Source organism: Stenotrophomonas sp. YJH_SMC_106-19, from assembly GCF_059368375.1.
In genome coordinates this window covers 213,205-233,358 of record NZ_JCAFRQ010000003.1, presented here as the reverse complement: position 1 = coordinate 233,358, position 20,154 = coordinate 213,205, and the positions used below count along the sequence as shown (strand labels likewise).

Annotated in this window: 20 protein-coding genes; 12 read left to right on the top strand and 8 right to left on the bottom strand. The window is 68.3% G+C overall.

Translation table 11 applies throughout. The features are described 5' to 3' along the window. Positions 1 to 80 precede the first annotated feature (80 nt). Positions 81 to 2,435: a GH92 family glycosyl hydrolase gene (locus tag AC5P5M_RS11885; RefSeq protein ID WP_481504653.1), complete on the top strand. Its 2,355-nt coding sequence runs from the start codon at positions 81 to 83 to the stop codon at positions 2,433 to 2,435. A 34-nt stretch (positions 2,436 to 2,469) separates the two neighbouring features. On the opposite strand, the gene AC5P5M_RS11880 is transcribed toward AC5P5M_RS11885, so the two are convergent. Beyond that, positions 2,470 to 3,213 carry an SDR family oxidoreductase gene (locus AC5P5M_RS11880; protein ID WP_065182361.1) on the bottom strand — a complete coding sequence of 248 codons (744 nt, stop codon included), beginning with the start codon at positions 3,211 to 3,213 and terminating at the stop codon, positions 2,470 to 2,472. A gap of 107 nt (positions 3,214 to 3,320) precedes the next feature. Between AC5P5M_RS11880 and AC5P5M_RS11875 the strand changes: the two genes are divergently transcribed. Beyond that, positions 3,321 to 4,214 carry a LysR family transcriptional regulator gene (locus AC5P5M_RS11875; protein WP_065176182.1) on the top strand — a complete coding sequence of 298 codons (894 nt, stop codon included), beginning with the start codon at positions 3,321 to 3,323 and terminating at the stop codon, positions 4,212 to 4,214. Here AC5P5M_RS11875 and AC5P5M_RS11870 read toward each other — a convergent pair. From AC5P5M_RS11870 to AC5P5M_RS11850, 5 genes are all read right to left on the bottom strand, one after another. Further along, positions 4,174 to 5,568, bottom strand: a complete 1,395-nt coding sequence (locus AC5P5M_RS11870) for a heavy metal sensor histidine kinase (protein ID WP_495205927.1) — start codon at positions 5,566 to 5,568, stop codon at positions 4,174 to 4,176. The two genes, AC5P5M_RS11875 and AC5P5M_RS11870, sit on opposite strands and share 41 nt — an antisense overlap. Further along, positions 5,565 to 6,263, bottom strand: coding sequence for a heavy metal response regulator transcription factor (locus AC5P5M_RS11865; RefSeq protein ID WP_053516367.1), 699 nt, complete (start codon positions 6,261 to 6,263; stop codon positions 5,565 to 5,567). Before AC5P5M_RS11865 ends, AC5P5M_RS11870 begins: the two co-directional genes overlap by 4 nt. A 31-nt stretch (positions 6,264 to 6,294) precedes the next feature. Next, positions 6,295 to 7,179 carry a copper homeostasis membrane protein CopD gene (gene copD, locus AC5P5M_RS11860; protein WP_111187011.1) on the bottom strand — a complete coding sequence of 295 codons (885 nt, stop codon included), beginning with the start codon at positions 7,177 to 7,179 and terminating at the stop codon, positions 6,295 to 6,297. A 9-nt stretch (positions 7,180 to 7,188) separates the two neighbouring features. Next, on the bottom strand, positions 7,189 to 7,566 hold the full coding sequence (gene copC / locus AC5P5M_RS11855) for a copper homeostasis periplasmic binding protein CopC (protein ID WP_495205926.1): 378 nt from the start codon (positions 7,564 to 7,566) through the stop codon (positions 7,189 to 7,191). A gap of 116 nt (positions 7,567 to 7,682) precedes the next feature. Then, positions 7,683 to 8,171: a MerC family mercury resistance protein gene (locus AC5P5M_RS11850; protein ID WP_495205925.1), complete on the bottom strand. Its 489-nt coding sequence runs from the start codon at positions 8,169 to 8,171 to the stop codon at positions 7,683 to 7,685. A 31-nt stretch (positions 8,172 to 8,202) separates the two neighbouring features. Between AC5P5M_RS11850 and AC5P5M_RS11845 the strand changes: the two genes are divergently transcribed. From AC5P5M_RS11845 to AC5P5M_RS11810, 8 genes are all read left to right on the top strand, one after another. Further along, a complete protein-coding gene (locus AC5P5M_RS11845; RefSeq protein ID WP_346480231.1) occupies positions 8,203 to 8,733 on the top strand; it encodes a ZrgA family zinc uptake protein in 531 nt (176 codons plus the stop codon). Next, positions 8,730 to 9,422, top strand: a complete 693-nt coding sequence (locus AC5P5M_RS11840) for an ABC transporter ATP-binding protein (protein WP_495205924.1) — start codon at positions 8,730 to 8,732, stop codon at positions 9,420 to 9,422. The genes AC5P5M_RS11845 and AC5P5M_RS11840 overlap by 4 nt, the downstream gene beginning before the upstream one ends. Next, a complete protein-coding gene (locus tag AC5P5M_RS11835; protein WP_081284414.1) occupies positions 9,415 to 10,668 on the top strand; it encodes an ABC transporter permease in 1,254 nt (417 codons plus the stop codon). The genes AC5P5M_RS11840 and AC5P5M_RS11835 overlap by 8 nt, the downstream gene beginning before the upstream one ends. 2 nt (positions 10,669 to 10,670) lie before the next feature. Further along, the gene (locus tag AC5P5M_RS11830; protein WP_164152801.1) at positions 10,671 to 11,216 is read left to right on the top strand and encodes a DUF3299 domain-containing protein; all 546 of its coding nucleotides are present in this window, start codon (positions 10,671 to 10,673) and stop codon (positions 11,214 to 11,216) included. After that, positions 11,206 to 11,826, top strand: coding sequence for a DUF3299 domain-containing protein (locus AC5P5M_RS11825; protein WP_495205923.1), 621 nt, complete (start codon positions 11,206 to 11,208; stop codon positions 11,824 to 11,826). Before AC5P5M_RS11830 ends, AC5P5M_RS11825 begins: the two co-directional genes overlap by 11 nt. Further along, entirely contained in the window at positions 11,826 to 12,572 is a 747-nt protein-coding gene (locus tag AC5P5M_RS11820) for a hypothetical protein (RefSeq protein ID WP_459040318.1), read from the top strand. The genes AC5P5M_RS11825 and AC5P5M_RS11820 overlap by 1 nt, the downstream gene beginning before the upstream one ends. Positions 12,573 to 12,697: 125 nt before the next feature. Next, the gene (locus AC5P5M_RS11815) at positions 12,698 to 14,230 is read left to right on the top strand and encodes an MFS transporter (protein ID WP_478053280.1); all 1,533 of its coding nucleotides are present in this window, start codon (positions 12,698 to 12,700) and stop codon (positions 14,228 to 14,230) included. 4 nt (positions 14,231 to 14,234) lie between these two features. Further along, positions 14,235 to 14,780 (top strand): TetR/AcrR family transcriptional regulator, encoded by a 546-nt coding sequence (locus AC5P5M_RS11810; RefSeq protein WP_065182328.1) that lies wholly within the window; start codon positions 14,235 to 14,237, stop codon positions 14,778 to 14,780. Positions 14,781 to 14,824: 44 nt separating this feature from the next. Here AC5P5M_RS11810 and fdhD read toward each other — a convergent pair whose 3' ends face one another. Beyond that, positions 14,825 to 15,679 (bottom strand): formate dehydrogenase accessory sulfurtransferase FdhD, encoded by an 855-nt coding sequence (gene fdhD / locus AC5P5M_RS11805; protein ID WP_065182327.1) that lies wholly within the window; start codon positions 15,677 to 15,679, stop codon positions 14,825 to 14,827. Positions 15,680 to 15,892: 213 nt separating this feature from the next. Here fdhD and AC5P5M_RS11800 point away from each other — a divergent pair, with 213 nt between their 5' ends. Both AC5P5M_RS11800 and AC5P5M_RS11795 read left to right on the top strand, forming a co-directional pair. Further along, positions 15,893 to 18,184: an FdhF/YdeP family oxidoreductase gene (locus tag AC5P5M_RS11800; protein ID WP_180875240.1), complete on the top strand. Its 2,292-nt coding sequence runs from the start codon at positions 15,893 to 15,895 to the stop codon at positions 18,182 to 18,184. A gap of 504 nt (positions 18,185 to 18,688) precedes the next feature. Continuing rightward, positions 18,689 to 19,216: a DUF411 domain-containing protein gene (locus tag AC5P5M_RS11795; protein WP_081358907.1), complete on the top strand. Its 528-nt coding sequence runs from the start codon at positions 18,689 to 18,691 to the stop codon at positions 19,214 to 19,216. A 40-nt stretch (positions 19,217 to 19,256) separates the two neighbouring features. Here the strand turns inward: AC5P5M_RS11795 and blaL1 are convergent, their stop codons facing one another. After that, positions 19,257 to 20,123, bottom strand: a complete 867-nt coding sequence (blaL1, locus tag AC5P5M_RS11790; protein ID WP_481525810.1) for a L1 family subclass B3 metallo-beta-lactamase — start codon at positions 20,121 to 20,123, stop codon at positions 19,257 to 19,259. Positions 20,124 to 20,154: the final 31 nt, after the last annotated feature.

Sequence of the window (20,154 nt, the reverse complement as noted above, 5' to 3'; positions counted from 1 at the left end):
ACCGGGGACTGCGGCCGCACTGCAGCATGCGATGCACGGGCACTGGTGCTAGCATCGGTACACCATCTGAATCGATCCAAATGCCGATGCCCACGCTGGACCGTCGTCTCCTGATCGCCTTCGCCGCCACGGCCATGCTCGCCTCCGGCGCGGCCTGGGCAGCGCCTTCGAAGTCCGCCGCCGACAAGGCGTATGCCTCGGTGGACCCCTTCATCGGTACCGGTGGTGAAGGGCATACCTACCCCGGCGCGACGATACCCTTCGGCATGGTCCAGCTCAGCCCGGACACGCGCATCCAGCCGCGTGAGAAGGCTTACGGCTGGGCCGCCGGATACCGTTATGACGACAGCAGCATCGTCGGCTTTTCGCACACCCACTTCTCCGGCACCGGGCATTCTGATCTCGGCGACATCCTGGTGATGCCGTTCACCGGAAACCCGGGATTGGAACGCGGCGACCCCGAACGGCCCGGCAGCGGCTATGCGTCGCGCTTCCGCCATGACGACGAAAAGGCCGAACCGGGCTACTACGCGGTGACCCTGGACGATTACAAGGTGCGCGCCGAACTGACCACCAGCGCCCGGGTCGGTGTGCATCGCTACGCCTTCCCCAAGGGCGTCGATGCCAAGGTACTGCTGGACATGCGGACCAGCATGTACGACTACCCGGGCAAGGTGCTGTGGTCGCGGGTGCGAGTGCGTACGGACGGCACCATCACCGGTTTCCGCGAGACCCGCGGCTGGGCGCCGGGGCGCCAGCTATATTTCGCCATGCGCTTCTCGCAACCGTTGGCAGGCCATGCGCTGCACAACACCGAGCAGGACATCGTGTACAAGGGCTTCCCGCCGCCGGGTGAGAAAGATCCGGCACAGCGCGCACAGATCGAAGGCCGCCAGCTGGTCGGCACGTTCGATTTCGGCAGGCTGGATGCTCCGCTGGTGGTGAAGGTGGCGATCTCGCCCGTGAGCGAGGCCGGTGCGATCGCCAACCTGGATGCCGAGGTCGCCGACTTCGACTTCGACCGCGTGCGTGCGCAGGCCCGGCAGGAATGGACGCAGGCACTATCGGTGCTGGACATCGATGCGCCGGAGCATGCGCGGCGTAGCGCCTACACCGCCCTGTACCACACGATGCTGGGGCCGACGCTGTTCATGGATGTGGATGGCCAGTATCGCGGCCCCGACAACGCCGTGCATGTCGCCAAGGGGTATGCCCACTATTCCACGTTCTCGTTGTGGGACACCTACCGGGCGCTGCATCCGCTGCTGACTCTGGTGCAGCCGGAAAAACGCAACAGCGACTTCATCAACTCGATGCTGGCTCACCACGAACACAGCCCGTACGGCATGCTCCCGGTGTGGTCGTTCCACGGCCTGGAAGACTGGTGCATGATCGGTTACCACGCGGTGCCGGTCATCGCCGACGCCTATGTGAAGGGCATCCGCGGCTTCGACGCCGCAAAGGCGCTCGACGCGATGGTGGAGACCGCCAATTACGGTCCCTACGACGGCATCGCGCAGTACCGTGAGCTGGGGTATGTGCCCATCGATGAAGAGGGCGAAGCGGCCAGCAAGACCCTGGAATACGCGTTCGACGACTGGACCATCGCGCGCATGGCGCAGGCGATGGGCAGGAGCGAGATCGCGGCGACATTCGACAAGCGTGCGGCGAACTGGCGCAATGCCTTCGACAAGGACACCGGCTTCATGCGTGCCCGCAAGCGCGACGGCAGTTTCCGCACCCCGTTCGATCCCAGCGCCAGCGGCTACGGCACCGACTACACCGAGGGCAATGCTTGGCAGTACTCGTGGTACGTCCCGCAGGACGTGGCGGGCCTGGCTGCCGCGCATGGCGGCAGCGACCGGCTGCTGGCGAGGCTGGACGAGGTGTTCAACGCCACGGTCGATCCGGCGGTCTTCGAGCACATGGAAGACATCACCGGCCTGATCGGCTGGTATGCGCATGGCAACGAGCCCAGCCATCACGTTGCGTACCTCTACGCCTACGCTGGTCAGCCCTGGCGCACGCAGGCGCGCCTGAAGCAGATCATGGAGACCCAGTACGCCGACCGTCCCGATGGCCTGGCCGGCAACGATGACGTGGGCCAGATGTCGGCGTGGTACGTGTTCACCGCGCTGGGCTTCTATCCGGTGGCGCCGGGCTCGGGGGAGTACATCCTGGGCCGCCCGTTCCTGCCAAGGACCGCCATGCGCCTGCCCAACGGCAGGACCTTCACCATCGTGGCCGAGGGGCTGGATGACAGGCACACCTATGTGGGCAGTGTGTCCCTGAACGGCAAACCGCTGCAGCGCACCTTCCTGCGCCACGACGAGATCATGGCCGGGGGCGAGCTGCGCTTCACCATGCAGGCCGAGCCGAACAGGGACTGGCCCGGGCAGGGCGCGCAGGCGCCGTACTCGATGTCAACGCCGTAACGGTAGCGCCGGGCCATGCCCGGCGGCTTTGCTGTCACACCATCCCGCCATTGGCTCGCAGCACCTGGCCATTGATCCAGCCGCCGTCGGTGCCAGCCAGGAAAGCCACCGCGCCGGCGATGTCGTCCGGCGTGCCCAGCCGCTCCAGCGGATTCATCTGCGCCAGGCGCTCGATCAGTTCCGGCGACTTGCCCTCCAGGAACAGGTCGGTCGCGGTCGGGCCGGGTGCCACGGCATTGACCGTGATGCCACGGCCACGCAGCTCCTTGCTGAGTATCGCCGTCAGGGTTTCCACGGCCGCCTTGCTTGCGGCGTAGACACCGTAGTTCTCCAGCTTGAGGCCGACCACGCTGGTGGACAGCGCGACGATGCGGCCGCCGTCGCGGACGCGTCGCGCGCTCTCGCGCAGCACGTTGAAGGCGCCCTTGAGATTGATGGCGGTGACCCGATCGAACAACGCGTCGTCGGTGGCTGACAGCGGCGCAAGCTGCAGCACTCCGGCGCTGTTGACCACCACATCGATGCCCTCGAAACGAGCCTCGACGGCATCGAACAAGCGGCTCACCGCCTGCGGATCGGCCACGTCGGCCTGCAGCGCAATGGCTTGGCCGCCGGCGGAGACCAGCTCGGCGGCCAGGGCATCAGCCTCTTCGCGGCGGCCGGCATAGTTGATCGCAACCGCATGGCCGTCGGCCGCCAGCCGACGCGAGATCGCGGCGCCGATGCCGCGGGAGCCGCCGGTGACCAGGGCGACGGTACGGGGAGAGGAGCTGGACATGAAGGCTTCCTTCGAAGACGCGCCCGCGTGGCGCCCCATCATCTTGCTGGTTCCTGCCGCCCGGATAATCATGGAGAATCCGACAACATCATCCGGATGTTCGAACAATGGATCGATTCACCGCCCTGCGCGCTTTTGTCCGTATCGTCGAACGTCGCAGCTTCACCCGCGCTGCAGAGGACCTGGGGCTGCCGAGGGCCACGGTGACCGACGCGATCAAGGCGCTGGAGCGGCGGCTGGGGGTGAGGCTGTTGCACAGGACCACGCGACGGGTGGTGCCGACCCTCGAGGGCGAAGCCTTCTATGGCCGCTGCCTGCGCCTGATCGCCGACATGGACGATGCCGAAGCCGCATTCCGTGATGTCCCGCCGCGCGGCACGCTGCGCATCGAAGTGCACGGAACGCTTGGTCGGCACTTGTTGTTTCCGCACCTGCCCGAGTTCCTGCAGCGCTATCCCGACATCGAGCTGGACGTGAGCGAGGGGGATCGCTACGTGGATCTGCTGCGCGAAGGCGTGGATGCCGCGCTTCGGGTCGGCACCCTGGCCGACAGCGATCTGGTCGCGCGGCGCCTGGCACTGCTGCGCGAAGTCACCGTTGCCTCACCGTCCTACGTGGGTTCGCATGGGCTGCCGGACAGCATCGACGCGCTGCTGTCCGGTCATCGGATGGTCGGTTTCCGTTCCGGTGCCAGCGGACAGTTGATTCCTCTGGAGTTCCAGCAGGCCGGGCAGGTGCGCCATGTGCCTCTGCCGGCAACAGTGCGGGTATCCGGCGCAGATGCCTTCCTGGGGGCGGCACTGGCGGGGCTCGGGATCATCCAGGCGCCGCGCTACCGGCTGGATCCCTATATCGAACGTGGTCAGTTGCTGGAGTTGCTGGCGGAATCGCCGCCCACACCCAGCCCGTTGAGCCTGGTTCACCCGCGCAACCGCACGCCGTCGCCGCGGTTGCGGGTATTCATCGACTGGATTGCCGGCGTGTTTGCGCCGGACCGCTAGCGCCCGGCAGGGCCAGCTCGAACACGGTGCCCGATGCGTCGGAGACCACGCTCACCGATCCACCATGGGCCTGCACGATGGCGCGGGTGATCGCCAATCCCAGCCCGGCGCCCTCGTGCCGGCCGCGCTCGCCGCGGAAGAACCGGTCGAACAAGCGGGGCAGTGCCTGCATGGGAATCGACGGACCGAGGTTGTGGACAGCAATCCGGCTCATGGGCCCGGTGCCGTCCAGCCGCACCACGATCTCCGTACCCGGCGTGGCGTGCTGCAGGGCGTTGGAAAGCAGGTTGGCGACCGCCCGGTGCAGCATCAGGCGGTTGCCGTTGGCTTCTGCGCTGCCTTCCCGCCGCAGCGTGAGCTGGCGCTCCTCGGCCAGCAGATCGTAGAACTCCAGCAGCGCATCGACCATCGCATCCAGCGCCACCCCCTCGCGCGAGGGCAGGGCGCCGGGTGCTTCGGCCTGGGCCAGATAGAGCAGATCGCCCACGGTCTGTGCCAGCCGTTGCAGCTCTTCCGCGCAGGAGAGCAGCGTCTCGCGATAGGACTCGTTGCTGCGGGGGTGCGCGAGCACCACCTGCACCTGGGTCAGCATGTTGGTGATCGGCGTACGCAGTTCGTGGGCGAGGTCTCCGGAGAACCCGCTGAGGCGCTCGAAGTCCTGTTGCAGCCGCGCCAGCATCCCGTTCAGGCTCTGCGCCAGCTGTTCCAGTTCGACGGGCACGTGCTCGGCCGTGAGCCGGCGCTGCAGTCGTCCGGCGGTGATATGGCGGGCCTCGTCGGCCAGCGTGCGCAGTGGGCGCAGCGTCTGCCGCACGACGTAGCCCCCCAGCAGGCTGCTGGCCACCGCAGCAGTGACCAGAGCGACGGCCAGCAGGTGGCGGAAGCGCTGCAGGAAGTCCGCATGGCGCGCATCGTCGATCGCCAGCAGGGTGGCCAGGCGGCTGCCATCGGCCAGCGTCTGCCGCAGATTGAGGGCGTGCAGGCGGCTTCCGTCGGCCAGCGTCCAGTCATGGCGGCGCGGTTCAGTGTCGGCGGGTTGGGTCCGCGCATGCGCGCGCAAGGCCTCCGGCGCGGTGGAGAAGAGCACGCCGCCCTGCTCATCGACGATGTGGAAGGCGATATCGGGATGGTGGCGCAGCGCATCGCCCAGGCGCTGGGCGCGCTCATCGGACGTGCCGCTGCCGGCGAGGTCGGCGATCAACGCGGCCTTGTTCTCCAGTTCGGCGAAATCCTGTGCGACCAGATCATGGCGCGCGCTCAGATAGATCGCCACGCCCAGTGCAGCCAGCACCAGCGTACCGACCGTGGCGAACAGCACGGTGAGGCGGACGGCAATGGAGCGTCGCAGGCTCATTGCGGTTGCGCTGCTTCGACCTCGGGTGCCTCCAGCACGTAGCCCATCCCGCGCACAGTGACCACCAGCTTTTCGGCGAAGCCATCGTCGATCTTGGCGCGCAGGCGGCGTATCGCCACATCGATGACATTGGTGTCGCTGTCGAAATTCATGTCCCACACCTGCGAGGCGATCAACGAGCGTGGCAGGACCTCGCCGCGCCGTCGTGCCAGCAGCTCCAGCAGCGCGTATTCCTTCGGGCTCAGTGTGATGCGCTGGCCACCGCGCTCCACGCGCCGGCGAAGCGTATCCACCACCAGATCGGCGACGACGATGCGGTCAGGCTGAGACTGGCCCTGGCCGCGTCGCAGCAGGGTACGCACGCGTGCCAGCAGCTCGGCGAAGGCGAAAGGTTTGGCCAGGTAATCATCGGCACCCAGTTCCAGCCCCTGCACGCGGTCGGCAATGCTGCTGCGCGCCGACAGGAACAGCACCGGCACCTGCCACCCCGCATCGCGCAGGCGCGACAGGACGTTCCAGCCATCGAGACCGGGCAGCATCACATCGAGGATGACCAGCTGGTACTCGCCGCTTGCCGCCAGATGCAGGCCGTCCACGCCGTCGCAGGCGAGATCGACCACGTAGCCCGCTTCGATCAGGCCCTGTCGCAGGTAATTGCCGGTCTTGGGCTCGTCTTCGACGATCAGCAGCTTCATCGTGTGCATGCCGGCCCGCGCAGCGCCGCCCTCATGCCAGCGGGTCCAGCGTGCCGAGCACGGCCACGCAGGCCAGTACCAGCAGCCCGAGTGCGGCCTCGAAGGTGAGGCTGTGACGCAGCGAGCGCAGCGGGCGGAACTGCCAGCCGCCACGGATGGCGGTGGCGAGTGCCGGCACCAGCCGCCAGCGGTGCAGCGCGGCCAGGCCGAGCATGCCCGCGACCAGGGCCAGCTTGAACAGCAGCCAGCGCCCGTGCGCGGTGTTGAACAGGGTCTGCAGCGAGCCCTGCAGATCCACGTAGGTATAGGTGCCGGTCATCGCCAGCAGGGCCACGATTACCGTACCGGGCAGGGCGAAACCATGCGCCACCTGCCAGAGTTCATGGGTGCGTTCACGCAGGGAAGGGCCCTGGGTGCGCAGGGCCAGATGCAGCACCGCGGCGATCGCGCCGACCCATGCGCCTGCGGCGAGCAGGTGGACGGTCCCGGCCGCCAGGCGCAGCGCACCGCGGATGCCGTCGCCGGCGGCGGCGTGGCCGTTCCAGGCCAGGCTTGCCAGGGCGACCGCCGAGAGCGGCAGCAGGATGACACGGCGTGCCCCGGCCACTTTCGCGCTTGCGGCAAGCAGCGGCAGCATTGCCAGCAGCGCCAGCGCACGCACCAGTGCCGCTTCGCCGACCGGTGTGGCGGTGGTGAACCATGCGACGGTCGCTTGATCGACCGCGGCAAGCGGAAGCCCCAGCACGCCTGTCACCCGCACCGCCGCGTCCAGCAGCACGACTGCCAGCGCGATCACGGCCAGTGGCAGGAAGATGCGACGCGCAGGCGCAGGGCGGATGAACAGCATCCTGCCGAACAGCAGCATCAAGGCCAGGTACAACGCCAGCCGCAGGGCATAGGGAGACAGTTCGATCACCACCGCAGCTTACTTCACGCTGAAACGATAGTCGCCGGTGACGGGGTGGCTGTCCTGGCCGACGGCGCGCCACTGCAGGCGATAGTCTCCGGCAGGCAGCGGCTTGGCGAAACTCACGACCAGCCGGTGACCATCGTCCGACACCTGCTGGGAAAGGGCAGGCATCGCCATCAGGGTGCGGCCATGGGCCATGCTCAGTTCGATGCGGGTGGCGCGCGGCATCACCCGCTCGCTGAAGGTCAGCTCGATGCGGTTGGCAGGCGCGACGCTGGCATCGGCGGCGGGCGTTGCCTTCACCAGGCTGGGGTGTGCAAGGGCCAGCGGAGCGGCGGCGACGCCCGGCAGCAGCAGGAGCAGAACGGCGGAGCGGCGGAGCGAAGACGACATGGTGGCTGCCTGCAGGAATGGGGCGCTCAGGCTGACGGCGGGCACCTTTCGTGGCCCTGACCCGGACATTACCGATCTGTCAGGTTGGCCGGTGCCGGGCCGACCCGCCCTTCCCATCATCGGCGCGCGCGTGCGCAGGCACGCAGGGCGCGGCGGTTGCACAGGTGGGCCATCGCCAGCAGCCCACCGCCGCAGGCGGTGGCCATGCCGTGCCAGAGCAGCGATTCCTTCAGCGGTGGATACAGCGATGCGGACAACAGCAGGCCAGCCCCAGCCAGGGCCAGTCGCATCGGCAGCCAGTGGCGGTGCCGGCGCAGGCCCGCAGCGGTGCTGGCCAGCGCCAGCAGCGAGGCGAGCAACGCGAACGCCCACTCCCAGCGTGACATCAGCAGCAGGGTGGTCATCAGGGCATGGCCGGGGTGCTGGAACGAGCGCAACGCCATCATGGCCGCCGGGACGAAGGCCAGCAGCAGCGGCAGCGCGATGCAGTGCGCTGCGCAGGCCAATGACAGCCCTGCGCCGGCCAGATCGAAACGGGGATGCCAGCGTGCCGATGCTGGCGGCTGTGGCAGACCCCTTGCAGGAACGGTGCGGATGTGGTCCATAATGTTACATAGTAACACTAACGGTACCCTCATGAAGCTTCCCGCCACGTTTCTGCTGCTGCTTTCTGCGGCGTCCGCCCACGCCCATGAGGTGCGCCAGCAGGGCGCGCATGTGCATGGCCAGGCCACGGTCGATGTGGCGCTCGAACGGGGAACACTGGACCTGGCAATGCAGGCCCCCGGTATCGGCCTGCTCGATTTCGAGCGACCGCCCGCCACCCCGCAGGAGCGCGCCGCGCTCGCACGTGCGAAGGCACTGCTGAAGGAAGGCGCATGGGTCACCCTGCCGACTGCGGCCCAGTGCCGCCTTGCCGCCAGCAGCGTGGCCGCCAACGGATTCGCTGCAGACCCGATGCGCGACGCCGGGCACCACGGCCATGCCGGCTTCAGTGCCGGACTGCGTTTCCAGTGCGCGCATCCGTCCGCGCTGCGGGTGCTGGTGGTCCGCCTGCCGGTGCTGTTCCCTGGCCTGCATGAGGTCATCGTCAACAGCACCACGCCCGCCGGACAGGGACGGCACGTGCTGACCGCCGAGACTCTGCGCGTGGTACTTGCGCAGTGAGTGCGGCGGTCATCGATGTGCAGGACCTGCGCTTCGCCTACGGCGATCGCCCGGTACTGGAGATTCCGGCATTGCGCGTCGATGCGGGCAGCAGCGTGCTGCTGCGCGGTGCCAGTGGCGGTGGCAAAAGCACCCTGCTGGGTGTGCTGGCCGGCGTGCTGCGCGCTCGCCAGGGCCGGGTCGACGTCGCCGGACACTCCCTGCATGCGATGAACGGTCCGGCCCGCGACCGCTTCCGTGCCGACCAGCTGGGCGTGATCTTCCAGCAGTTCAACCTGCTGCCGTTCCTCAGCGTGCGCGAGAATATCGCGCTGGGTCTGCGCTTTTCGCGGCTGCGCAGGCAGCGCGTCGGCGCAGCGCTGGACGAGGAGATCGCACGGCTGCTGCAGTCCCTGCAGATCGACCCGACGCTGATGGACCGTCCGGCGGGCAGGCTCAGCGTGGGCCAGCAGCAGCGCGTGGCGGCGGCACGCGCACTGATCGGGCGGCCGCAGGTGCTGCTTGCCGACGAGCCCACCTCGGCACTGGACCGGCACGCGGCGGACGCGTTCGTGCGCCTGATGACCCGGCAATGCCAGGCCTTCGGCACCACCGCGCTGGTGGTCAGCCACGATGAAAGCCTGCAGCCTCTGTTCGACCGGGTCATCGTCCTGGCCGAGATCAATCATGCCGGAGCTGCCCATGCTTGAACTTGCCTGGGCCAGCCTGCGCAGCCGCGCGCTCAGTGTTGCCCTCACGGTGCTGGTGATCGCCCTCAGCGTGGTTCTGCTGCTGGGCGTGGAGCGGGTCCGCACGCAGGCGCATGAAGGTTTTGCCAGCACCGTGTCCGGAACCGATCTGATCGTGGGTGCGCGCTCCGGACCGGTGAACCTGCTGCTCTATTCAGTGTTCCATATCGGCGATCCGACCAACAATGTCTCCTGGCAGTCCTATCAGGCGCTGTCGGCGCTGCCGCAGGTGAAGTGGTCGGTGCCGCTCTCGCTGGGCGATTCCTGGCGGGGCTACCGCGTGGTCGGCACCACCGGCGGCTACTTCGAGCATTACCGCTACGGTGCCGGTCATGAACTGGTCTTCGCACAGGGCGGGCCCTTCTCGGACCTGTACGATGCGGTGATCGGCGCGGAGGTGGCGCAGGCGCAGAACATCACGCCGGGCGACCCGATCGTGCTGGCGCATGGCACCGGGGCGGTGCCCCTGGCCACGCATGCCGACAAGCCGTTCCGCGTGGTGGGGATCCTGCAGCGCACCGGAACACCGGTGGATGCGTCGGTACTGGTATCGCTGCCGGCGATCGAAGCCATCCACATCGACTGGCGTTCCGGCGTGCAGCTGCCCGGCCAGCATGTCAGCGCGGAGCAGGCGCGGCGGCTTGATCTGACCCCGACCAGCATCACCGCCTTCATGCTTGGCCTGAATACCCGCATCGCGACGTTCTCCGTGCAGCGCACGATCAATGACTATCCGGAGGAGGCGATGCTGGCGATCCTGCCGGGCGTCACCCTGCAGCAGTTGTGGCAATCGTTGGGCACGGCCGAGCGGGCACTGCGGTTGATCAGCGCGATGGTGGTGCTGCTGGGAATGGTCTCGCTGGTAGCGCTGCTGGTATCAACCCTGCAGGAGCGGCGCCGCGAGATGGCGGTGCTGCGCGCGGTCGGCGCGCGTCCGCGCTACATCGCCGGTCTACTGGTGGTGGAGGCGGTGGCGACCAGCGCGCTGGCGTGCGGGCTGGCACTGGCGGCGCTGGTGCTGGCCAGTGCCGTGGGGCGCAGCTGGGCGCTGGCGCAGTATGGCCTGTCGATCACCCACGTCTGGCCGGATGCGCGCGAGCTGGGCTGGGTGGCGGGCCTGCTGCTGGTCAGCGCCGTGGCGGGCCTGCTGCCGGCCGCGCTGGCCTACCGGCGCACGCTCGCCGACGGTTTGGCGTCGCCGGGATGAGCATGCGCCGGCTGGGTGGCTTGCCAGTGTTGCTGATGCTGGTTGCCTGCGAGCGGCCGGTCGACACCGGCGTGCAGGCGCTGCCGCCACCGGTGGCGGATCAGGGCGCAGCGACCGTGGAAGAGCAGGAGCTGGACTGGCTGCAGATGATGCCCGCCGACGAGCTGGCGGCGCTGGAACGTGGCGAAGGCCCTGAGGTGGAACACAACGGCAGCCGACGCATGCCGCAGTTCGGCACGTTCCGCACCGTCGACGCAGTGCTGCAGCGCCCGGTGCGCCTGCCGGGCTACGTGGTGCCGCTGGCCAGCACTGCGGAAGGACGGCTCAGTGAATTCCTGTTCGTCCCGTATTACGGCGCCTGCATCCATGTGCCACCACCGCCGCCGAACCAGATCGTGCACGTGGTACTGGACCGGGCAATCGAGATGCCAGACATGTACGCGCCGTTCTTCCTGGCCGGAAACCTGCACGCCGAGCGCCTGGACGATGAGCTGGCAGGCTCTGCCTACAGCATGCGCGATGCACGGCTGAAACCCTATGCGCCGTGATTGCCTTGCAGGGCTCGCTGGATGCGCGCTGCTGGCCGGATGCGCCCGCGTGCCCGACGGTGCCGGACAGCACCCTGCACCGTTGCCGGCGGCGGCGCCGTCTCCGTCGGCACGCCCGATCGACCGCTGGGACGCCCTGATGCCGGACGAGGACCGTTTCCAGCGACCGCCGCCGCAGATCGGCCTGTCACGCGACGGCATGGCCGGCGTCGGTGGCCTGATTGACGACAGCGGCGCCGGCACGCCGCCCGGTCAGGCGATCGACCACTCCCGTCCGGAGCGCGCCCGGCAGTTCGGCTCTTCGCGCGTGGTGGCATCGGTGGATGGACGTGCGGTGGACCTGGATGGTTACGTCGTGCCCCTGGGCACCACCGACGACGGACGCGTGGACGAGGTGCTGTTCGTCCCGTTCTATGGTGCCTGCATCCATGTACCCCCACCACCGCCGAACCAGATGATCCACGTGACGTTGGCCACGCCGATCACGCTGGGTGCGCTGTGGGACCCCTATCGACTCGCCGGGCGGGTGCAGGTCAAGCGCTTCGACGCCGACATCGCCAGCGCTTCCTACGATGTGGCGGCCGCCACACTGACGCCGATCCACAACTGATGCGCGGGCGTCCACTACTGGCGATGGCGCTGCTGGCGGTGACGGTCACGGCGGTCGGGTGGCTGTACCTGCGGACAGCGCAGCCGCAGCCGCCGCAGGCCACTTCCGTGGCGCCCACCGATGAGATGCGGCAGCGGATCGAGCGGCGGATGGGGGACGATGCGGCCTTCCGCAACGACGTGGCATTCCTGCTGGTGGCAACCCTGCGCGACCGCTGCCGGCCGGCAGAGGCAGGGCTGCTCGCGCGCATGGCCAACCGTGCCGCGCTGCCGGTACTGGGCGCGGTGAGTGCGGTGACTGCGGAGGATCCAGGCCTTGACCGTCCCATCTACCGTTACATCCAGCACCGCGCCGACAGTGCCCGCTGCACGGATCCGCTGCCCCTCGCAGCGGCCGGTGGCCGCGTGCTGCACGTCGATATCGAGCAGTATGCTCGCACCTTCCCGGACAGCTACTTCGATCCCACGCGCAGCAGGGCGCCGCGGGATTTCGGTGGGCATACGCTGCGCGAGCGGGCCTCCAACGCATGCAACAGCGTGGTTTATTCGGTACTGCCGCTCGGCGACGCGGACTGGCGCTGTGCGTCGCTGCGGGCGAACGCGCGGGCCCGGGTGCGCAGCCTGTGCGAGGACGAGCTGCGGCGCCAGCACGGTGACATCGCGGGCGAACTCGACATGGCCGTGGGGCAGGGCATGCAGGAACAGGTGGTCGCGGCGGTGGCGGCGTTGCCGGTGGACTGCAGGTAGCACCAGCGGCGCCTGCCGGGGCTGAACAGCGCCTGGGTCGAAACCTGAACGTGTCGCTGCAGGGCTATAACTATACAGGACATCCGGTATAGTTAATGGAACCTTCTTGCCCAGGTTTGTTTCCCATGGCCTTGTCCCAGTCCTTGGCCGATGCTCCGGCTCTGTCCCGTGCCCGGCGCTGGTCGCTGTTGTTCACGGTGGCCGCCGGCCTGCTGCTGGTGACGCTGGACAACTCGGTGCTGTACACGGCGCTGCCCACGCTGACGGCAGAGCTTTCCGCCAGCGCGGGTCAGGCGCTGTGGATCATCAATGCCTATCCACTGGTGATGGCTGGCCTGCTGCTCGGTGCGGGCACGCTGGGCGACCGCATCGGTCACCGTCGCATGTTCCTGATCGGCCTGGTGGTCTTCGGCGTGGCTTCGCTGGCGGCAGCGTTCTCTGTCACCGCAGCGCAGTTGATCGCTGCCCGTGCGCTGCTCGCCGTGGGCGCCGCGGCGATGATGCCGGCCACGCTCGCGCTGATCGGCCTCAGCTTCCATGAAGAGCGTGAGCGCAACATCGCCATCGCGATCTGGGGCTCGGTGGCGATCGTCGGCGCCGCACTCGGACCGATCATCGGTGGCTGGCTGCTGCAGCATTTCTGGTGGGGATCGGTGTTCCTGGTCAACGTGCCGGTGGTGATCGTGGCCTTCGTCGCGACGCTGCTGCTGGCGCCGGAGGGGCAGCGCGACACGTCCCGGCCGTGGGATCTGCTGTCCTCGCTGCTGGCGCTGGCGGCGCTGTCGGGGCTGGTGCTGGCGATCAAATCGCTGATCGCCACGCCGCCTTCCTATGGCCTCGGCGCGGCGGCATCGGTGCTGGCGCTGGCGGCGGGCGCCGCGTTCGCCCGCCGCCAGCGGCGCCTGCCGCATCCACTGCTGGACTTCGCGATCTTCCGCAATCCGGCATTCCTGGCCGGTACGCTGTCTGCGGTGTTCACCCTGTTTGCGATGGCGGGCCTGCAACTGCTGACCACCCAGCGTTTCCAGCTGGTCGCCGGATTCACGCCATTGCAGGCGGGCCTGCTGGTATCGGTGGCGGCGCTGGGCAGCCTGCCCAGCGCGCTGCTCGGCGGCAGCATCCTGCACCGCGTCGGCCTGCGTCCGCTGATCTGCGGCGGACTGGCCGCGGGGGCACTGGGAGTGGGCGTGGTCGCGTTCGGTTTTCCGCACGGACTGGGCTGGGTCGTCGCCGGCATGGCGATCACCGGGTTCGGCATGGGCTCGGCAATCTCGGTCGCATCCACTGCCATCCTCAACAATGTGCCTGCGCACCGTGCGGGCATGGCGTCCTCCGTGGAGGAGGTCTCCTACGAATTCGGCGGCCTGCTGGCGGTGGCGATGCTGGGCAGCCTGGGCGCAGCGATGTACGGCGCCTTCCTGCCGGTATCGGCGGATGTTCCGGCACTGGCGCGGGAAGGATTCGCCCAGGCGCAGCAGGTCGCCCGCGAAGCCGGCCCGGGCGAGTGGTTCGCCGGCGCCACCGCCGCCTATGACCGCAGCTACCAGATCGTGCTGCTGGTCATCACCGCGGTGCTGGCCGTGGGTGCAGCGCTGATCGCGCGCCTGCTGCGCGGGCGGGCGGGGAGCCGCGAGGGAGCGGCCGATCGCGTAAAGTAGTGCGATGAGAACCAGCAAGCGCCAGCGCATCCTCGATGCCGCCGTCAACGTGATCAATCGAGACGGTGTGCGCGCGGTGACCTTCGAGTCGGTGGCGGCAGAAGCCGGCCTCACGCGCGGCGGCCTGCTGTATCACTTCCCGTCGCGCGAGGCACTGCTGCGCGGCATCGACGAGCACCTGGTGCACAACTGGGAGGCGTCGATGGAAGCGCTGCTCGGCAAGCGTGCCAGCGAGGCCACGGCGCTCGAGCGCTATCAGACCTTCGTCCGCGTGTCGGCGCAGAGCGCGACGCGCGCCGAGCTGATGTTCATGCTCGAATCGGTGGACCCGGAGGCCGGTGAGCGGCCATGGAGCCCGGCCGTGCAGCGCTGGGCGCCATCGCCGCCGCCGGCCGGCGTGGTTGATCCTGCGGCGCTGGACAATTTCGTGGCACGGTTGGCGGCCGATGGGCTGTGGATCTACGAGGCCATGTACGAAGGACAGCTGGACGACGCGGTGCGCGCCCAGGTGGCCGAGCGCATTGCGGGCCTGTTGTCACCCGGCCGATGATGGGGGTTGCCCACTGACGATGGCGGGTCCCGCCATGGCCGCGTTCATGCCGTTGGCATGTCTTCCGGCCGCAACCGCTCTGGATGGGTGTACACATTGAATCCACTGCCGCGGGCGAAGCCGACCAGGCACAGCCCTGCGCTGCGCGCCAGATCGATCGCCAACGCCGTTGGCGCGGACACGGCGGCCAGTACGCTGGCACCGGCGCGCACTGCTTTGCTGACCATCTCGTAGCTGGCCCGGCTGGAAATCAGCAGCAGTCCACCGTCGATGGCGTGCTCGTTGTGATGCAGGGCGCCGATCAGCTTGTCCAGTGCATTGTGGCGGCCCACGTCCTCGCGCACCCAGCCGATGCGCCCGTTGGCGTCGGCCCAGGCGGCCGCGTGGGTGGAGCCGCTGGCCGCATTCATCGGCTGGTGCTGCGACAGCGTGGCCAGTGCCCGCTGCAGGGCCGCCGGCGCGTAGGTCCGTCGTTCGCGTACCGGGGGCAGGGGCCGCAGCACATCCTCGAGCTGCCGTGTTCCGCACAGGCCGCAGCCGCCACGGCCGGGCAGCAGGCGGCCATCGGCCGGATCCAGACCGGCGCCCGGTGCCTCGGCGGCAACCGTCATCCGCAGTTCGATGCCTTCCAGCTGCGGCGCCACATCGATCGAGAGCAGCTGCGTCGGCGTGGTGATCAAGCCCTCGCTGAGCGAGAAACCGAGCGCAAAGTCCTCCAGGTCACAGGGCGTGGCCATCATCACCGCGAACACGGTGCCGTTGTAGTGCAGCGCTACCGGCACCTCTTCGGCGACCACGTCGGCCTGCGCCTGCACCTGCAGCCCGCCCTCACGCCAGCGCTGCAACGTGCGCTGCGCGGTGCCGGCAGGCGGAGAGGGCGGCGGGGGCGAGTCAGCCATGCAGAGTGTCCGGACAGAGTGAGCGTGTCATGGGCCGTTCGCCCACCCCCCGGAGGATAGCGCAGTGCGTCCGTGGCGATGCAGCAGCCACCGGCGCGCCGAAGAGGGCGCGCTGGGAGATGCGGGGCGGCTCTGGCGAAGTGGTCCCGGGCGTGCTTGACTCTGTCTGTCGTGCCCTTCGCAGTCTCGTCTCCTGGCGCCAGGTCTTCGAACATGTCCGAGCAGAAGCCACCCCGTTACAAGCCCTACAACCAGCCCGCAGGCGGCTGGGGTGCGGCCGGCGCCACCGCCCGGGTTCTGCTGCAGCAGAGCGTGATCGGCAACGGCTCCAGGGCACTGCTGGCGATGAACCAGCCCGCTGGCTTCAAATGTCCCAGCTGCGCCTTCCCCGATGCCGACGAGCGCAGGAAACTGGAGTTCTGCGAGAACGGGGCCAAGGCACTGGCCTGGGAGGCGACCCGGTTCCGGGCGGATCGCGAGCTGTTCGCGCGTTATACCGTCAGCGAGCTGATGGAGCGGACCGACTACTGGCTGGAAATGCAGGGGCGGCTGACCGAGCCGATGCGTTACGACGCAGCCACCGACCACTATGTGCCATGCAGCTGGGACGAGGCGTTCGCACTCATCGGCCGTCACCTGCGGTCACTGGACAGCCCGCATCAGGCCGAGTTCTACACGTCGGGCCGCACGCCGAACGAGGCGGCGTTCCTGTATTCGATCTTCGTACGCGAGTTCGGCACCAACAACTTCCCCGATTGTTCGAACATGTGCCACGAGCCGACCAGCCGTGGCCTGCCACCTTCCATCGGTGTGGGCAAGGGCACCATCGTCCTGGAGGATTTCGAGCACGCCGAGGCGATCTTCGTGATCGGCCAGAACACCGGCACCAATTCGCCGCGGATGATGGGCAACCTGGTCGAGGCGCGCAGGCGCGGCGTGCCGATCGTGGCGGTCAACCCGATGCCCGAGCGCGCCCTGATCCGGTTTGCCGAGCCGCAGGATGTGGTGCAGATGGCGACCTTCGGCTCCACCGAGATCAGCAGCGAATTCGTGCATATCCGCATCGGCGGTGATCTGGCGCTGATCAAAGGCATGATGAAGGTGATGTTCGAGCGAGAGGCACAGGGCCAGCGCGTGCTCGACCATCGGTTCCTGGATGAACATACGGTCGGCCTGGACGCCTTGCGCGCGGACGTGATGGCGCAGGACTGGGACGACATCGTCAGGGTCTCCGGCATCTCGGAGGCGCAGATCCGGCGCTGCGCCGAGATCTACATCCGCTCCAATGCCACGGTGATCTGCTATGGCATGGGCCTGACCCAGCACCAGTATGGCTCGCGGCTGCTGCAGCAGGTCGCCAATCTGCTGATGCTGCGCGGCAACTTCGGCAAGCCGGGGGCGGGGATCGGCCCGATCCGGGGTCATTCCAACGTGCAGGGCGATCGTACCGTCGGCATCGACGAGAAGCCGGCGGCAGCGTATCTGGATCGCCTTCAGGAGGTGTTCGGTTTCAATCCGCCGCGGGAGCACGGGCACCATGTGGTCGAGTCGATCGAGGCGATGCTCGACGGCAGCGCCAGAGTGTTCATCGGGCTGGGCGGCAATTTCATCCATGCCGTGCCGGACACGCCCCGGGCCTACGAAGCCATGCGCAGCCTGCAGCTGACGGTGGGTATCGCCACCAAGCTCAACCGCGGGCACCTGGTGCATGGCCGCGATGCGCTGATCCTGCCGGTAGTGGCGCGCTCGGAACGTATCGTCACGCCCGCAGGCGAGCAGTTCGTGACGATCGAGGATGCGATGTCGAACGTGACCGCATCGCGCGGTGTTCTTGAGCCGGCCAGCGACCAGCTGCTGCCGGAGGTCGAGATCGTCTGTCGCATGGCGATGGCGACGCTGCCGGACAGCAGGGTCGACTGGGCAGGTTGCAGGCATGACTATGCGCGGATCCGTGACCTGATCGCTGCCGTGTACCCGCAGATCTATGCAGGCTTCAATGAGCGCATCCGGCAGCCGCACGGCTTCCATCTGGACATTGCACCGCGCCGCCGGGTGTGGCCCACCGCCAACGGCAAGGCCAACATCCTTGTGATGCCGGGCCTGGATGTGGACGACCCGGTGGATGATCCTGACATGCTGCGACTGGCCACGGTGCGTTCGCATGACCAGTTCAACACCACCATCTACAGCTACAACGACCGCTATCGCGGCGTATACAACGATCGCAGGGTGGTGTTCATGAACATCGAAGACCGGCTGGCACGCGGTCTGGAGAAGGAGGCGCGGGTCAGCCTGGAGACGCTCAGCGCAGATGGCGTGCGGCGTCGCATCGACGGGCTGACCGTGCTCGACTACCCCATGCCACGGGGCGCGCTGGCGGGCTACTACCCTGAGTTGAATGCGCTGCTGCCGCTGGACTACTACGATCGCCTCAGCGGCACGCCTGCGGCGAAGTCGATTCCGGTACGCATGCGGGCAGACACAGGCAGCGCGGACACCGCATAGGGTCGGGCGGCGGCCCAGCCTGCCACGCCCATCGGCTATGATGCCTGCGATGAATGCTGCTGCTCTCCTGCTGCGCTGGCTGTTGCTCGTTGCCCTGGTGCTGACCGCACCGGGGCTGGCGCGGGCTGCATCGGGCGACGGTGGACAGGGCGACACGGAGTACTGCGCCGCGTCGCATGAGACGGCCGTGGATCGGGCCGGATGCTGCGGCGATCGATCATCGGGCGACTGCGCAGCCAGTGAGTGTCCGTGCCCTCCCGCGTGTACCGGCGTGCCGGCGACCTCCTCCGCCGTGGCGATCACACCCTGGCGTGAGGCGCCACGCGCTGCCCTTGCACGACGGCCTGTGCCGCCGCCCCTGACCGACGCGTTGCGACCTCCCATCGTGTGATGGCCTGCAGGCGCCAGCCGCCTGTTGTCCTGCCTGTCCCATTCCCGATTTTCCCGCGCCTTCGATGCGTGGGTCGCGGGCGTTTCGCCCGCATGCACAAAGGAACCAACACGATGAACCGTTCTCTCTCTCTCGGCCTGCTGCTGGCTAGCATTCTGTCCGGCGCCGGCTGCGCCCGTGCAGCCGAAGAGGTGGCCGCGGCGCCGGGCCATGCTCACGCAGCGGCCGATGCCGCCTCCGTCCCCGATGCGCAGCTGCCGACCGCCATCGTCCACAAGACCGCCAGCTGCGGTTGCTGTGGCGTCTGGGTCGAACACCTGCAGGCCGCGGGCTTCGCGGTGGACGTGCGGGATACCGATGACATGAACCCGATCAAGCGGCGCCTGGGTGTGCCGGTCGGCAAGGGGTCCTGCCATACCGCCGAGATCGACGGCTATGTGGTGGAGGGGCACGTTCCGGCCGAGGACATCAAGCGGCTGCTGAAGGAGCGTCCTGCGGCGCGTGGACTGGTGCTGCCGGGCATGCCGGCCGGTTCGCCCGGCATGGAGATGCCCGACGGTTATGTGCAGCCGTACACGGTGGAACTGGTGCGCGGTGACGGCAGCACCGAGCCGTTCGCCCACCACGGCCAGGGCGGCTGAGGGTCGCTGCTGCTGTGGCGGCTCACAGGCCGCCACGGCTTCAGTGCGCGTTGTCGCGCTCCCTGGCCAGCTGTGCCTCGAAACTGCGCTCGGCTGAATCCGCGTAGGCGCTGCAGCGCATCGCTGCAGCACTGGCCTTGGCGCCTGCGGCATAGTCCCAGCCGCTGGCGCCAGGGTGCGGGGTCAACAGCACGTCGCAGGGCAGGCGGCGCACGGTCGCGAAGCTGCGGCGATAGTCCTCGATCAGGTGCGGATAGCGGGGATTGCCCTGCAACCGGTAGCCCGGCGCACTGAGGCTGTCCGCATAGGCGATGCGTACCGGCCTGCCATCGCGGGTGTCGTTCCAGGTCCAGGCGGTGCTGCCCGGTGTGTGACCCGGCATGAAATGCGCGGTGAAGTGCATTCCGCCCAGCGACACGACCTCGCCGTCCATCAGGATGCGGTCGGCATTGGTCGGAGGGAAGGTGATGTCATCGCCGAAGTGCAGATCGTTGCTGCCCCCGCGCGCCAGCAGGACGGCCGTTTCGGCGTTGCTGGCGATCTGCGCGCCGGTGCGGCGCTTGAGTTCGGCCACCGCACCGGCGTGGTCGGCATGGGCATGGCTGAGCAGGATCCAGCGCAGCTGCTGCGGTGCGACGCCGCGCTGCTGCAGGTTGGCCAGCAGGTGATCGGCCATCTGCGGCATGCCGCCATCGATCAGCACCGCGCCGTCGTCGGTCTGTACCAGCAGTGCGGTCAGGTTTTCGGTGCCGATCTGCCAGGTGTGGTCGGCGATCTGCAGCGGCCTCATCGGCTGCAGCCATGAAGCATCCACCGTGTAGGCCCGCAGCTGGGGCAGGGGCGGCTCTGCTGCGTGTACCGGCGGGACCGCCACGGCAAGGACGAGGGCAGGCAGGAGAGAGCGCATCGTGAAGGTTCGCTGGGAGGAGGCGCAGAAA